This window comes from Corynebacterium felinum (assembly GCF_030408755.1).
Taxonomy (GTDB): domain Bacteria; phylum Actinomycetota; class Actinomycetes; order Mycobacteriales; family Mycobacteriaceae; genus Corynebacterium; species Corynebacterium felinum.
The window spans coordinates 2,015,719-2,030,366 of record NZ_CP047209.1 but is presented as its reverse complement, the minus strand read 5'-3'; the positions used below and the strand labels follow the sequence as shown (position 1 = coordinate 2,030,366).

Annotated in this window: 15 protein-coding genes; all 15 read left to right on the top strand. The window is 54.8% G+C overall.

What is annotated here, in order from left to right; genetic code table 11:
• Positions 1–109: 109 nt before the first annotated feature.
• The 15 genes from hisD (at position 110) to pyk (ending at position 14,338) form a co-directional block, all read left to right on the top strand.
• Positions 110–1,426 carry a histidinol dehydrogenase gene (gene hisD, locus CFELI_RS08640; protein WP_277103227.1) on the top strand — a complete coding sequence of 439 codons (1,317 nt, stop codon included), beginning with the start codon at positions 110–112 and terminating at the stop codon, positions 1,424–1,426.
• Positions 1,426–2,538 (top strand): histidinol-phosphate transaminase, encoded by a 1,113-nt coding sequence (locus CFELI_RS08635; RefSeq protein WP_277103214.1) that lies wholly within the window; start codon positions 1,426–1,428, stop codon positions 2,536–2,538. The genes hisD and CFELI_RS08635 overlap by 1 nt, the downstream gene beginning before the upstream one ends.
• A 1-nt stretch (position 2,539) precedes the next feature.
• The gene (gene hisB / locus CFELI_RS08630) at positions 2,540–3,142 is read left to right on the top strand and encodes an imidazoleglycerol-phosphate dehydratase HisB (protein WP_374724737.1); all 603 of its coding nucleotides are present in this window, start codon (positions 2,540–2,542) and stop codon (positions 3,140–3,142) included.
• 805 nt (positions 3,143–3,947) lie between these two features.
• Complete coding sequence (locus tag CFELI_RS08625) at positions 3,948–5,093, top strand: MFS transporter (protein WP_277103216.1); 1,146 nt, start codon at positions 3,948–3,950, stop codon at positions 5,091–5,093.
• The gene (locus CFELI_RS08620; protein ID WP_277103217.1) at positions 5,094–5,270 is read left to right on the top strand and encodes a hypothetical protein; all 177 of its coding nucleotides are present in this window, start codon (positions 5,094–5,096) and stop codon (positions 5,268–5,270) included.
• Entirely contained in the window at positions 5,267–6,460 is a 1,194-nt protein-coding gene (locus tag CFELI_RS08615; protein WP_277103218.1) for an MFS transporter, read from the top strand. The genes CFELI_RS08620 and CFELI_RS08615 overlap by 4 nt, the downstream gene beginning before the upstream one ends.
• An 18-nt stretch (positions 6,461–6,478) precedes the next feature.
• Positions 6,479–7,114, top strand: coding sequence for an imidazole glycerol phosphate synthase subunit HisH (gene hisH, locus CFELI_RS08610; RefSeq protein WP_277103219.1), 636 nt, complete (start codon positions 6,479–6,481; stop codon positions 7,112–7,114).
• Positions 7,115–7,151: 37 nt separating this feature from the next.
• Entirely contained in the window at positions 7,152–7,880 is a 729-nt protein-coding gene (gene priA, locus CFELI_RS08605; RefSeq protein WP_277103220.1) for a bifunctional 1-(5-phosphoribosyl)-5-((5-phosphoribosylamino)methylideneamino)imidazole-4-carboxamide isomerase/phosphoribosylanthranilate isomerase PriA, read from the top strand.
• Entirely contained in the window at positions 7,877–8,710 is an 834-nt protein-coding gene (locus CFELI_RS08600) for an inositol monophosphatase family protein (protein ID WP_277103221.1), read from the top strand. The genes priA and CFELI_RS08600 overlap by 4 nt, the downstream gene beginning before the upstream one ends.
• 94 nt (positions 8,711–8,804) lie before the next feature.
• Positions 8,805–9,572 (top strand): imidazole glycerol phosphate synthase subunit HisF, encoded by a 768-nt coding sequence (gene hisF / locus CFELI_RS08595; protein ID WP_277103228.1) that lies wholly within the window; start codon positions 8,805–8,807, stop codon positions 9,570–9,572.
• Positions 9,565–9,927, top strand: a complete 363-nt coding sequence (gene hisI / locus CFELI_RS08590) for a phosphoribosyl-AMP cyclohydrolase (RefSeq protein WP_277103222.1) — start codon at positions 9,565–9,567, stop codon at positions 9,925–9,927. The genes hisF and hisI overlap by 8 nt, the downstream gene beginning before the upstream one ends.
• Before the next feature lie 3 nt (positions 9,928–9,930).
• Positions 9,931–10,551 carry a TIGR02234 family membrane protein gene (locus tag CFELI_RS08585; RefSeq protein ID WP_277103223.1) on the top strand — a complete coding sequence of 207 codons (621 nt, stop codon included), beginning with the start codon at positions 9,931–9,933 and terminating at the stop codon, positions 10,549–10,551.
• 87 nt (positions 10,552–10,638) lie between these two features.
• A complete protein-coding gene (gene trpC, locus CFELI_RS08580) occupies positions 10,639–11,454 on the top strand; it encodes an indole-3-glycerol phosphate synthase TrpC (protein WP_277103224.1) in 816 nt (271 codons plus the stop codon).
• 299 nt (positions 11,455–11,753) lie between these two features.
• Positions 11,754–12,707 carry a prolipoprotein diacylglyceryl transferase gene (gene lgt / locus CFELI_RS08575; RefSeq protein ID WP_277103229.1) on the top strand — a complete coding sequence of 318 codons (954 nt, stop codon included), beginning with the start codon at positions 11,754–11,756 and terminating at the stop codon, positions 12,705–12,707.
• Positions 12,708–12,907: 200 nt separating this feature from the next.
• Positions 12,908–14,338: a pyruvate kinase gene (gene pyk / locus CFELI_RS08570; protein ID WP_277103225.1), complete on the top strand. Its 1,431-nt coding sequence runs from the start codon at positions 12,908–12,910 to the stop codon at positions 14,336–14,338.
• Positions 14,339–14,648: the final 310 nt, after the last annotated feature.

The following is a 14,648-nucleotide window of genomic DNA, read 5'->3' as shown; positions in this document are numbered from 1 at the left end:
TGCCCGAAGGTTTGTCCGTTAGGGGGTGACGATGAGTTTTTTGAAAACTTATCGCATATAATTTCTTAAACTGCATACCATACTCTCAAAGATTTGGGGTTTGAAGAAAGTGCTCAACGTCATCGACCTTCGTGGCCGTGTCCCTTCTCCTGCGCTTCTGCGTCGCGTGTTGCCTCGCGGTGGAACTGATATCAATGCGGTGTTGCCTGTGGTGTCTCCGATTGTTGACGAGATCCGCCGTCGAGGGGCCGAAGCTGCGCTTGAATATGGTGAGAAGTTCGATTCTAGTCGCCCAGACAGCATTCGTGTGCCTCAGGAGGTGATTGCGCAGGCTTTGGAGCAGTTGGATCCGGCTGTGCGTGAGGCTTTGGAGGAGTCGATTCGTAGGGTTCGTACGGTGCATGCTGATCAGAAGCCGCAGTCGCATACGACGGTGTTGCACCCGACTGGTTCGGTTACTGAGGTGTTTATTCCGGTGGCTCGGGTTGGTTTGTATGTGCCTGGTGGTAATGCTGTGTACCCGTCGTCGGTGATTATGAATGTTGTTCCGGCTCAGGAGGCTGGGGTGGGTTCGTTGGTGGTGGCGTCGCCTCCGCAGGCGGCTTTTGGTCATTGGCCGCATCCGACGATTTTGGCTGCGTGTGCACTTTTGGGTGTTGATGAAGTGTGGGCTGTGGGTGGTGCTCAGGCTGTGGCGTTGCTGGCGTATGGTGATGAGCAGTTGGATCCGGTGGATTTGATTACTGGCCCTGGCAATATTTATGTCACTGCTGCGAAGCGTTTGGTTCGTGGTGTTGTGGGTATTGATTCAGAGGCGGGGCCGACGGAGATTGCGGTGTTGGCTGATGCTTCGGCGAATCCGACGTGGGTTGCTTACGATTTGATTAGTCAGGCGGAGCATGATGTGTTGGCTGCTTCGGTGTTGATTACTAATTGTGCTGAGTTGGCTGATGCGGTGAATGCTGAGGTGGCTGCCCGCTATGAGGTGACGTTGAATGCGGATCGGGTGAAGCAGGCTTTAACGGGGCAGCAGTCGGGTATTGTGCTTGTCGACGACCTTGAGACGGCCATCATTGTTGCTGACGCGTATGCCGCTGAGCATTTGGAAGTGCATACGGAAAATGCCCGTGAGGTTTCTGAGCGCATTACGAATGCGGGCGCGATTTTTGTTGGTGGTTATAGTCCGGTGCCGTTGGGTGATTATTCGGCTGGCTCGAATCATGTGTTGCCCACCAGTGGTTCGGCGCGTTTTAGCGCTGGGCTATCGACGCATACTTTCTTGCGGCCGGTGAATTTGATTGATTATGATGCTGCGGCTTTGGAGGAGATTTCTTCAACGGTGATCACTCTTGCCAATGCTGAGGCTTTGCCAGCTCACGGGGAGGCTATTCGTGCTCGTTTTGTGTCTGTGGAGGGTGATTCCTAATGGTTTCTTTGGCTGATTTGCCGTTGCGTGAGGAGCTTCGTTCGGAGAAGGCTTATGGTGCCCCGCAGTTGGTGGTGCCGGTGCGGTTGAATACGAATGAGAATCCGTATCCTCCTTCTTTCGCGTTGATTGAGGAGCTTGCTCATGAGATTGCTCAGTCGGCGGGGGAGTTGAATCGCTACCCGGATCGGGATTGTGTTCAGTTGCGCCAGGCGTTAGCTGAGTATGTTTCTCAGCAGACTGGTGTGTCGGTGACACAAGATAATGTGTGGGCGGCGAATGGTTCGAATGAGGTGCTGCAGCAGTTGTTGCAGGCTTTTGGCGGTCCGGGCCGTAAGGCTTTGGGTTTTGACCCGAGCTATTCGATGCATCCTATTTTGTCGAAGAGTACGCAAACTGAGTTTGTGTCCTTGCCGCGTGATCCCAACTTTGACATTGATATTGATGCTGCGGTTGCTGGGATACAGGAGCATGCACCTTCGGTGGTGTTTGTCACCTCGCCCAATAACCCCACAGGTGGGGTGACGCCGTTGGCGGATATTGAGCGGATTATTGAGGCCACGCCTGGCATTGTGATTGTTGATGAGGCGTATGCGGAGTTTTCTAATTCCCCTTCGGCTTGTGAGTTGTTGGCGAAGTATCCGTCGAAGCTTGTGGTGTCGCGTACGATGAGTAAGGCCTTTGACTTTGCTGGTGGTCGTTTGGGCTATTTTGTGGCTGATCCTGCTTTTGTTGAGGCTGTGATGTTGGTTCGTTTGCCGTATCACTTGTCTACTCTTTCGCAGGTGGCTGCGATTGTGGCTTTGCGTCATTCGAAGGATACGTTGGCTACGGTTGCTGCGATTGTGGATGAGCGTAAGCGTGTGCAGAAGGCTTTGGAGGATCTGGGCTTTTTGGTGGTTGAGAGCGAGTCGAATTTCTTGTTCTTTGGTACTTTTGCCGATCAGCATGGGGCGTGGGAGAAGTTTTTGGATCAAGGTGTGTTGATTCGTGATGTGGGGGTTGCGGGTTATTTGCGGGCTACGATTGGTGTGCCTGAAGAAAATGATGCGTTTTTGGCGGCGGCTGCTGTTGTTGCTGCGGATGTGATTGGGACAGGAGTGGAAGGTTAAAGTGGCTGATCGTGTTGGGTCTGCGTCGCGGACGACGAGCGAGTCGGATATTTCGGTAACGATTAATTTAGATGGTTCCGGCCAGGTGAAAGTGGATACTGGCTTGCCGTTTTTTGATCACATGTTGACAGCTTTTGGTGTGCATGGTGCGTTTGACTTGCAGGTGCATGCGAAGGGTGATGTGCATATTGATGCTCACCATACGGTTGAGGACACTGCGATTGTGTTGGGTCGCGCTTTGGCTGATGCTGTTGGTGATAAGCGGGGTATTCGTCGTTTTGGTTCGTTCCTGCTTCCGATGGACGAGACGCTCGTTGAGGCGGTGGTTGATTTTTCCGGTCGTCCGTATTTTGTGATGAATGGTGAGCCAGAGCAGATGATTACTTCAGTGATTGGTGGGCATTATGCGACTGTGATTAATGAGCACTTTTTTGAGTCGTTGGCCCTGAATTCTGCGATTACGCTGCATGTGAATTGCCGGTATGGTCGTGATCCGCATCATATTACGGAGGCGGAGTTTAAGGCTGTTGCTCGTGCAATCCGTGAAGCAGTGGAGCCTGATCCTCGTTTGACGGGTATCCCTTCGACGAAGGGTGCGCTGTAGAATTTTCGAAGCGTAAGTGGTGTGAGTGCCTGAGTGGTGCTCGCACCATTTCTTTTTGCCATCCACATTGTTGGGATTATCGTGCGCTGAGCTCATTCGACTAATCCATGGATGACCTTTGAGTTTTGCGCTCTTTAACATGCGAAGATCGAGTTTCAGCAGAGCCCTGCTTTCGTGTGGCGCTGCTCTAGTGTGGTTACTCGACTGATTCGTGTGTGGGTCTTTGGATTGGCACCCCTGGGAGGGTAAGAGTCGAGTTCCCTTGTTTCTGGTGGGGCGGATTGGAGTTTGCTGGGGTAGTCCGGGAGTGGTTACTCGACCTTTACGTGTGAGCCCTTGGGTTTTAGGGGTGTTGTGAATGTAAAGGTCGAGTTTCTGCAGAGCCCTGCTTTCGTGTGGCGCTGCCCTAGTGTGGTTACTCGACTGATTCGTGTGTGAGCCTATGATTTGGCACCTTTGGGAGCGTAAGAGTCGAGTAACCCCGTATCCGAGAGCTGTAACCCTGGGGTGGGCGTTAGCCTGAACGAGGCAACTCGACTCATGTGCTTGCAACCCGTCGGAAAGACCCCATGGGAAGAAGAAAAGTCGAGTAGCCCTCAAAGTGCGTTGGCAAGCGGGATTTACAAAAGGAAAGGAAGCTTCTGTAGTTATCTGTCGTGGGCGTACGGAGCTGTCATTTTTCGCGGTTGGGGTTTTGTAGTTTGCCACGACAATACGCACCAACCTGCACAAACGCGCAGCGTGATGTGTATCAGGGGGTAAGGAATGTGTGGGCTGTGGTTGTTAGGTGTTAGTGTTTTGTTAAGTGAATACACTTCGGCAGGTCAATGGTTTTATACCCACGCTTATTGCTGTTGCGGCGGCTTTTGGTAGCTGGTCTTTGCTGCTACCGGTGGTGCCTTTGGCGGTGTTGGAGTCCGGGGGATCGGCAGTGCTCGCGGGTGCGACGACTGGTGTTTTTATGGGGGCGACGGTGGTCACGCAGGTGTTTACACCGCGGGCGCTTCGTCGGGTGGGCTATACCCCAGTGATGATTTTTTCTGCCGTGATGCTCGGCATTCCAGCGTTATGGTACTTGCTCAGTGTTGATCCGGTGTCGCTGCTTGTGGTGGCGGCGTTGCGTGGTGTGGGGTTTGGGGCGTTGACTGTGGCGCAGTCGGCGTTGATCGCGGAAATTGTTCCAATGAGTCATTTGGGGCAGGCGACAGGTGCGATGGGTTTTACGATTGGTTTCGCGGAATTGGTGCTGCTTCCCTTCGGTGTGTTTCAGGCGCAGCGCTGGAGTTTTGAGTCCGTGTACGTCACTGCTGCCTGTGTGGCTATGGTGTCGGCGTTGATGTGTGCGTTTATTCCGCGGGTGATAGCGGCGCAGGTGTCGGCGTCGACAAGGACTGTTGCGTGGGTGCGTCTTGTGGCGCCGGCGGTGGCGATTAGTGTTGTGGCGATGGGTTTTGGTGCGATTTCATCGTTTTTACCTGGGGCGATGGAAGCGACGGTGGCGTGGTCGGCGGCTATGTTGGCGGTGCTGGGTGGTGCGCAGATGCTGACGCGTTATCTTGTGGGCATTGTTGCGGATCGCCGTGGGGAGGCGGGTACTGTACTCATTTTTGCGCTGTGCCTTTCCACAGCTGGGCTGACACTAATTGCGGTGACGCTTGTATTTAGTTTGCCGAATATTCTGCATATTGTTGCGGCGGGGCTGTTTGGTGCAGGGTTTGGTGCGGTGCAGAATGAGGCGATGCTGATGATGTTTCAGCGAGTGCCCAAGGAGCGGATTGCGCATGCTTCCGCTGTGTGGAATATGAGTTTTGATGGGGGTACTGGGACGGGTTCGTTGGGGTTGGGTGTCATTGCTGTGTGTTGTGGGTTTTCGTCGGTGTTTTTCGCGGCGGGGCTACTGATCGTATTCGGGCTGGTTATTGCGGTTGCTGACCGTGTTAGGCTGGGGTAGATGAACACTGCAGCTAATGATAATTACTGGCTTGTGTACTTGATGTTTATGTTCGCGGGGCTGCTCGTGGGCGGGACGTGGAGTGCGTATAAGCAAAACAACACGATGATGACCGTGATTCTGGGTGGGCTGGCGGTGCTGGCTGCGGGCGCGGGTATTGCGTGGGCGATTGGATGATCAGGGGTTTCCTTCCGCTTTCTTGTGCTACTGCTGCCGCTTTTGGTGCGCTTGCGTTGATGTTGCCGGTGATCCCGCTTGCGGTGATTGCGCAATCGGGCAATGAGACGTTGGCGGGTGCGTCGACCACTGTGTTTATGGCGGCAACTGTGCTGACTCAGTTGTGTACGAATGCGGTGATTGCCAAAGTTGGTTATCGTGCGGTGATGATTGCGGCTTCGCTGTTGTTGGGGCTGCCCACGTTGGCGTATATCGTGAGCATGGATCCGGTGGTGTTGATGTCGGTTGCTGCTGTGCGCGGGGTGGGGTTTGGTTCGTTGTGTGTGGCGCAGTTTGCACTGATCGGACATTTGAGTCCGCCGGGCATGCTGGGCAAGGTGTCGGGGATGATTGGCTTTTTTACTGGTGGGGCGCAGATGGTGGCTGTTCCCGCCGGGCTGTGGCTTGTCGACGTCACCAAGGGGTACACCCTCGTGTTCAGCGTGGGTGCTGCGATTGCGCTTGCAGCGGCGGCGTTGGCGTTTTTCATTCCGTCGCCGAGCCCGGACGAGTTGAACGAAGAGGTGGAGTTCAATGATGATCCACGCATTTACCGGCGTCCGCGCCCGAACAGTCTTGTGGTCACTATTGTTCCGGCTATTGCAATCGCGAGCGTGTCTATGGGCTATGGTGCGGTTTCGAGCTTCTTGCCTGCGACGCTGAGGGAAGTCGATTCCGTATCGGGTGCTACTTTTGCCGGTGTGTTGCTTGCTGTCGGTGGTGGGGCCCAGATGATTTTCCGCTACCTTTCGGGTGTTCTTGCTGATAAGCGCTCAAGCCCGGGGGCGACGATGATCCCTGGGCAGATCATGGCAATCTGTGGCTTTGTGGGCTTTGTTGTTGTGGTGGAATCTGGGTGGTCGCTGTGGTGGCTGTTTATTCCCGCGTTTTTATTTGGTGCAGGTTTTGGGCTTGTGGCTAATGAGGCATTGTTGGAAATGTTTATGCGCGTGCCGCGGGCAAAGGTGGGGCAGGCGTCAACGGTGTGGAATGCTTCCTTTGATACCGGCACTGGTGTGGGTGCGGTGACATTGGGGTATGTGGCGAGTGTGCAGGGGTATTCGGGGGCATATGTGGTGGCTGCGGGACTGGTGGTTTTTGGCGTGTTTGCTGAAATTGCTGATCGTGTTCACAACCCTGAGCACCGCTAGGGTAGTTTAAATTTCATTATGAAAAAGACAGTTGCACTTTTAGATTACGGTTCTGGCAATCTGCGCTCCGCGCAACGGGCAGTGGAAAGGGTGGGGGCACAGGTGACTGTGACCTCTGACCCTGAGGTGGTTTTGGCTGCTGATGGCCTTCTGGTTCCGGGTGTGGGGGCTTATGATGCCTGTATGGAAGGGCTGAAAAAGGTGCAGGGCCCGCGCATGATTGGGCAGCGTTTGGCAGGTTCGTGCCCAGTGATGGGTATTTGTGTGGGGATGCAGATCATGTTCGACAAGGGGGTGGAACATGGGGTGCAGTCGCAAGGGTGTGGACAGTGGCCCGGCACCGTGGAAAAACTGGATGCTAGGGTTTTGCCGCACATTGGTTGGAACACGGTTGAGGCGGGGGCTGGTTCGGAAATGTTTGCTGGTTTAGATGAGGCGACCCGATTCTATTTCGTGCACTCTTATGGGGTTTCACGCTGGGAATTTGTCCCTGATGGTTTGACCACTCCACCATTGGTGTCGTGGTCGACGTACGAGCAGTGCCGCTTTGTGGCGGCTGTGGAGAATGGTCCGTTGTGGGCGACGCAGTTCCACCCTGAGAAGTCTGGTGATGCGGGCGCGCAGTTGTTGGAAAATTGGGTGAAGTCGCTGTAGCGAAAATGCTCGCGACAATATTGCTAGACTTTGTTGCATGACTTTTACCCTCCTTCCCGCGGTTGATGTTGTTGGTGGTCAGGCGGTTCGCCTCGACCAAGGTGAAGCTGGAACTGAGAAATCTTATGGTTCGCCTTTAGAATCGGCTCTGCGCTGGCAGGAGCAGGGTGCAACATGGTTGCATTTTGTGGATTTGGATGCGGCGTTTAACCGTGGTTCGAATCATGATCTGATGGCTGAGATCACCAAGGCGTTGGATATTAAGGTGGAGCTCACTGGCGGTATTCGCGATGATGCTTCCCTTGAGCGGGCGCTGGCAACGGGGGCAAGCAGGGTTAATATTGGTACGGCTGCGCTGGAGAACCCTGAGTGGATTGCCAAAGTGCTGGCTAAGTACGGGGATAAGGTTGCTGTAGATATTGCTGTGAAGCTTATCGACGGCGAATGGCGCACCCGCGGTAACGGCTGGGTCTCCGATGGCGGGGATTTATGGGAGGTTCTTGAGCGTTTGGATGCACAAGGCTGCCAGCGCTTCGTGGTCACGGATGTGAGTAAAGATGGAACCTTAACTGGGCCTAATATTGATCTGTTGCGTGATGTCGCTGCCGCCACTGATGCGAAAATTGTGGCCTCGGGTGGAATTTCATGCCTTGATGATGTTCTTACTCTTGCCAAATATCAGGACGAGGGTATTGATTCCGCCATTATTGGCAAAGCCTTGTATGAGGGGCGCATTAATCTTGCGGAAGCTTTGAGTGCCCTATGATCGACATCCCGGGCCTGTACCGGATTGCTGTGGAAGTAGCCCAGCAGGCAGAACAGGCGTTCATCAATGGCATTGGGGCTAGGCCCGCCCTGTTGAAAGACGCAGGCGATTTTGCCACCGATGTGGATTTGGAAATCGAACAGCTCGTGCGCACCAAGCTGGTGGAATTGACCGGCATCCCCGTGTATGGGGAGGAATATGGGGCGTTGGATTGCACCCTTGACCAGCCTATGTGGGTGGTTGATCCGGTGGATGGGACGGCTAATTTTGCGGCCGGAAATCCCATGTGCTCCATTTTGATGAGCTTGGTGGTTAACCGTCGTCCCGTTGTGGGTATTACGAGCCTGCCCTTGACTAGGCAGCGTTTTGGGGCCTATGACTCATCGCCGCTGTTTATCAATGACCAACCCCAACCTGCATTGGTTGAGCGCCCAGAAATTGCGTGCCACGTGGGGTTCTCCTCGGTATCCTCGCGGAGTAATTCGCAATTCCCAGGTCTTATGCGCCATGGTTTTTTGGCGGAACTGACCAAAACCTACCTGCGCCCGAGGATTACGGGTTCCGTTGGAGTGGATCTCGGTTTCACAGCAGCGGGAATTTTCGCAGGTGCTGTGAGTTTTAGCCCGCATCTATGGGATAACGCGGCGGGTGTGGTCTTAGCGCAGGCAGCTGGGGCTTTGGTGACGGATCTTCACGGTGACCCCTGGCAGATTGATGCACCTGGGGTTGTGCTGGGAACACCACGTGCACATGCCACAATTCTTGAGACGATGCATACCGTGCGCACACAATTTACGCATGAGGATCTCAGCCAAGAATTCGATACCTAAGAATACGCAGCTGCCACGACGTGGCGTGTGGCACTAGAGTTAGTCCAACAAGAACAACAAACAAATTTTTTTCACTAAGGGTGTGAACAAATCCGTGGGCGTAGCAATTCGAGTAATTCCGTGTCTGGATGTGGACCAAGGGCGAGTGGTCAAGGGTGTGAACTTCCAGGGCCTGAAAGATGCCGGTGACCCCGTCGAACTTGCCGCTCGTTACGATGCCGAAGGCGCAGACGAACTGACTTTCCTCGATGTGTCCGCATCCAAGCACGGCCGAGGAACCATGCTTGACGTTGTACGCCGCACAGCCGAGCAGGTCTTTATCCCTTTGACTGTAGGCGGGGGAGTGCGCAGCGTAGACGACGTCGACGAGCTCCTGCGTGCCGGTGCGGACAAAGTCAGTGTGAATACCTCCGCGATCGCACGCCCAGAATTGCTGCGCGAACTCTCGCACCGCTTCGGTGCCCAATGCGTGGTCTTAAGTGTGGATGCGCGCCGCAACCCTAAGATGCCTTCGGGATTTGAAGTCACCACCCACGGCGGCACCAAGAGCGCGGGATTAGACGCCATTGAATGGGCGCGCACTGGCGAAGATATGGGGGTGGGAGAAATCCTGCTCAACTCCATGGACGGCGACGGCACCAAAGCAGGCTTCGACATCGAACTAATTGAAAAAGTTCGCGCAGCCGTGTCCATCCCCGTCATCGCCTCCGGCGGGGCAGGCAAAGCAGAACATTTCCCACCAGCAATCGCAGCAGGTGCCAATGCGGTGCTTGCAGCCTCCATCTTCCACTTCCAAGAAGTCTCCATCGGTGAGGTCAAAAAAGCAATCGCACAGGCAGGTTACGAGGTGCGCAATGCCTAAACCAGAAGAATGCCAGCTCGATCCCGCCATTAAAGATCGGGTACGCTTCAACGCCGAAGGATTAGTGCCCGCAGTGGTGCAGGCGTCGACAAGCAAAGAAGTGCTGATGATGGCATGGATGGACGAGCACGCCCTCGCCCACACACTCGCAACCCGCCAAGGAACCTATTTTTCACGATCCCGCAACGAATACTGGATCAAAGGCCTCACCAGCGGAAACACCCAAAAAGTGGAAGCCGTGCGCCTCGACTGCGACGGCGACACCCTGCTGATTCTCGTCGAGCAAACAGGAGGAGCCTGCCACACAGGTGATCGCACCTGCTTCGACGCCGACGAACTGCTGGGAGAAAACTAAACCATGAAAAAGTCAGTAGCAGCCAGCCTCAGCATCGGTGCCGCAGCGCTCATCCTCTGGGCAACATCCCGCATGACCTGGATCAACGTCGAAGCCTTCGATGATAAATCCGGAGCGAAAAGCCTCACCCTGCTCGGGGCGCAATGGGCAAGCGAAACCGTGATTCTCTCCTTCGTGCTCGGCGCAGCCTGCCTCGCTGGTCTTAGCCTCAAAACTCTCGGGCGACGCATCGTCGGCGTGATCACCACACTCGTGTGCGTGTTAGCCAGCTACTCGATTCTTCAACACCTCATCACCACCCCCGATGCCGCGCGCGCCCTCAATATTTTAAGCGCCCCCTCGGCAAACACCGCGCAACCCACCCAGCTTGCCACCTGGGCGGAAATCACCGCAATCAGCAGCAACCCACTGCCTGCCAGCATCGCGCTGATCGCCATGGCTGTGGGCATCGTCTCAGGTGTTGTCCTCGCACTGAAACCAGGGGTAGCAAAAACCAGTAGCGCCTACGAACGCAAGTCACAACGTGAACAACGAATCGTCCACGACCTCGACACCGACCCCGACTCAGGGCGCGTGCAATGGGATGCACTCGACGCCGATATCGACCCGACCGACCGCGAGTGAGGGCACCCCTCAATTTGTACACCCCCCATTAGGGGCGATAGCCTTGAACAAACGTTTTGAGTTTCAACACACGTAGGGATAACAGTTGTGACTTCCGTCTTCGACACAATAATCGCTGGCGTCAAGGAAGACGTTGCAGCGCGCGAAGCCGTGGTCTCCTTTCGTGAAATCAAAGAGTGCTCCCGCACACACGCACCCCCACCCAGAGACGTCATGAAAGCGCTGCGCGGGCCAGGGTGCAAACTCATCGCTGAAATCAAACACGCAGCACCCCACGTGGGCATCATCGCCCACTTTGACCCAGTGCATCTCGCCCACGAATTTGAAAAAGGTGGGGCGGCATTAATCGCCTGCCACACAGAACAACGAAACTTCAAAGGCTCTTTAGAAGAAATGGCGCTGGTGCGCAGCAACGTCACCGTGCCGATACTGTGCCGCGATTTCATCATCGACCCCTATCAAATTCATGAAGCACGCTGTTTCGGCGCGGACATGATCCCCCTGCGCGTCGGAGCCTTAGAACAATCACATCTTATTTCCCTCCTTGATCGGGTGGAATCCCTCGGAATGACCGCACTGGTCGAAGTGCGCACCGTCGATGAAGCAACTCGCGCCCTCGAAGCAGGCGCACAAGTCATTGGGGTCAACGCCCGCGATTTTGAAACGATGCAGCTGAACCGGAAAGCGTTCGGCGAAATCGCGCCTGGGCTTCCGCATTCGGTGATCAAGATCGCGCTCTCTGGTGTGCGCAGCCCCGCCGAACTCTACGACTATGCAGCCTCCGGTGCCGACGCCGTGGTCATGGGACAGTCGTTGGTGACTGCCGACTCCCCAGGGGCGTTTACCCGCGCCCTTGTGTGTGCTGGTCTGCACCCAGCCTGCCCCGGACGGGGACAGCAGTAAAGCGTGGGGATCTTGTACCGCTCAGTGTGATCTGATGCGGATTCTAGTGCCGCCAACGATGGCCTCAAGGTGCTTGCTCAGCAACTGAATGGCAACAGGGTATCCTGTGTCAAGGCACCGTGGACTCTGACCGAACTGCACCCACTGAGTGTGGTTACTAACGCATGAACCCTAGGGAACCTCGGGTGGTGCTGTGGTTATGCCATATCCACAGCGTGTCAGCGGTGAGCACACAGTGCGTTGGTTCGGTTAGGCGGAAAGTACACAAAGTTAATGAAAGCAACTCATTGGAGCGTGACGTGATTATATCCACCTTGGCCCAAATACCCTCACCCCCACAAGGCGTGTGGTACTTAGGACCCATCCCTTTACGAGGCTATGCCTTAAGCATTATTTGCGGAATTATTATCGCCCTGTGGGTGGGGCGTAAACGCTACGCAGCTCGTGGCGGCAACCCCGATGTAGTTTTAGATGCCGCAATTGTTGCCGTGCCTGCGGGCATTATCGGCGGGCGTTTGTACCACGTGATCACCGATAACCATAAGTATTTCTGTTCAGACTGTAACCCTATTGATGCGCTGAAAATTACCAACGGTGGATTAGGTATTTGGGGTGCAGTAATTGTGGGCACGCTTGCGGTGTGGGGCTATTTGCGTTTCAAGAAAGTTCCTTTTGCACCTTTTGCTGATGCCCTAGCCCCTGGGGTGGTGCTCGCCCAAGGTATTGGGCGCTTGGGTAACTGGTTTAATCAGGAGCTTTATGGTGCTGAAACCACCGTTTGGTGGGGCTTGGAAATCTACTACCGTGTGGATGAAGCAGGAAACTATGCGCCGATGACGGGTCGTTCGACCGGTGAGGTGATTGCCACCGTGCATCCAACGTTCTTGTATGAGTTGGTGTGGAATGTTGCGGTGTTTGTGTTCCTGATCTGGATGGATCGAAAGTTTAAGCTGGGCCATGGTCGAGTATTTGCACTTTATGTACTCAGCTACACGCTTGGGCGCTTCTTCATTGAGAATTTGCGCACTGATGAGGCGACCATGATCGGTGGCTTGAGGGTGAATGCGATTGTGGCGGTGGTGACGCTTATCGTGGCGGCAATTGTGTTCTTCAGTTTAAAGAAGGGGCGTGAAACTCCTGCGCAGGTTGCTGGTGGGAAGCTGGGGTCGGCAGTTGATGATGCTGCATCAGAGGTGATGGAAGGCGCGGCGCGGGCTGATGCGAAGGTGAAGGCAAGTGAAGAAGATTCTTAAAGGTCAACGGCTGTGAGGGCGTGTGGGGCTGGCGATAGAAAGTGATTTACCTCGCCTTTTGTGTCAGCCCATCCACTGCCGATTATGTGGAGTTAAGCCCGCTCATGTTTGCTTTGTTGTGATTTTGTGGGGTGAGTGAATGAGGGGTGCGCGAAGGGGTGCGTTAGCGCGAAACGCTTTCCGGGATTAGTGTTTAGGGCATGGAACGACGCACAAAGATTGTTTGTACTTTGGGTCCTGCTGTTGCAAGCAAGGACGCTATTTTACGCCTAGTTCAAGACGGCATGGATGTTGCCCGCATGAATTTCTCCCACGGGGAGCATGCCGATCATGAGCAAAACTACCGTTGGGTACGGGAAGCAACCGATGAAACCGGACGCGCTGTGGGCATTCTTGCCGATCTTCAGGGTCCAAAGATTCGCCTCGGTCGCTTTATCGACGGCGCAACGATGTGGGCTGATGGGGAAGAAGTCCGGATTACTGTTGAGGATGTGCAAGGCACCCACGATCGCGTGTCTACCACCTACAAGAATCTTGCGAAAGACGCCAAGCCTGGCGATCGCTTGCTTGTCGACGACGGCAAGGTCGCCCTAGTGTGCAAAGAGGTTGACGGTAACGATGTTGTGTGCGAAGTCGTTGAAGGCGGCCCAGTCTCCAACAACAAGGGTGTCTCCCTTCCGGGCATGGACATTTCTGTGCCAGCGCTGAGCGACAAAGACATCGAGGATCTCCGCTTCGCACTGAAGCTGGGTGTTGACTTCATCGCACTGTCCTTCGTTCGTTCCCCACAGGACGTTGAACTTGTTCACGCCATCATGGATGAAGAAGGCCGTCGCGTACCAGTAATTGCCAAGCTGGAAAAGCCCGAAGCTGTTGAGGCTTTGGAATCTATCGTGCTGGCATTCGACGGCATTATGGTTGCCCGTGGCGATCTTGGTGTGGAGTGCCCACTGGAGCAGGTTCCACTGGTTCAAAAGCGCGCTATCCAGATCGCTCGCGAGAATGCGAAGCCAGTGATCGTGGCTACCCAAATGCTCGATTCCATGATTGAGAATTCCCGCCCAACCCGCGCGGAAGCGTCCGACGTTGCGAACGCCGTGTTAGACGGTGCCGATGCAGTGATGCTGTCCGGTGAAACCTCCGTGGGCAAGGATCCACACAACGTGGTGCGTACCATGAGCCGTATTGTGGCAACGGCTGAGCACGATGGCCCTGTGCCTCCTTTGGCTCATATTCCACGCACCAAGCGTGGCGTGATTTCTTATTCTGCACGTGATATCGCTGAGCGCCTCAATGCGAAGGCACTGGTTGCCTTCACTTCTTCTGGTGACACTGCTAAGCGCGTTGCCCGCCTACGCAGCCAATTGCCACTGTTGGTATTCACCCCGTACCAGGCTGTTCGCAGCCAGCTGGCGCTGACGTGGGGTGCGCGCACCTTCTTGACTCCTCCGATGCACAACACTGACGAGATGCTGGAGCAGATCGATCAGCAGCTGTTGGCAATGGATGAGTACAACCGTGACGATATGATGGTGATGGTCGCTGGTACCCCTCCAGGAGTATCTGGTAACACCAATATGATTCACGTGCACCTGTTGGGCGAAGATACGTCGCTGCCACCTACGGTGTAATTTCCGATAATCTTTTGTGAGCTCCTGTGCACCCCCTTTGTTCAAAGGGGGTGCACAGGAGCTTTTTCGGTTCGCCCGACATGGGCATGTTCTTAAGGGTGTGAGTCCCTGATAGTGAAGGTGGTTTAACTATGTAGCTGATGGCAACTGCAGCATCGTGAGGTGTTGTGGGGAGGAAGCTTCAAGCGAAATCCTGCACCGAGGTATACGAATCACATATAAGGCGCGCTGATCTGGGTAAGGCTGCCGAAGAAGTCGAAGCCCGTTCCATCGAAGTGGTTAGTGTGTAGATGTGGCGGTTGTAGGAGGA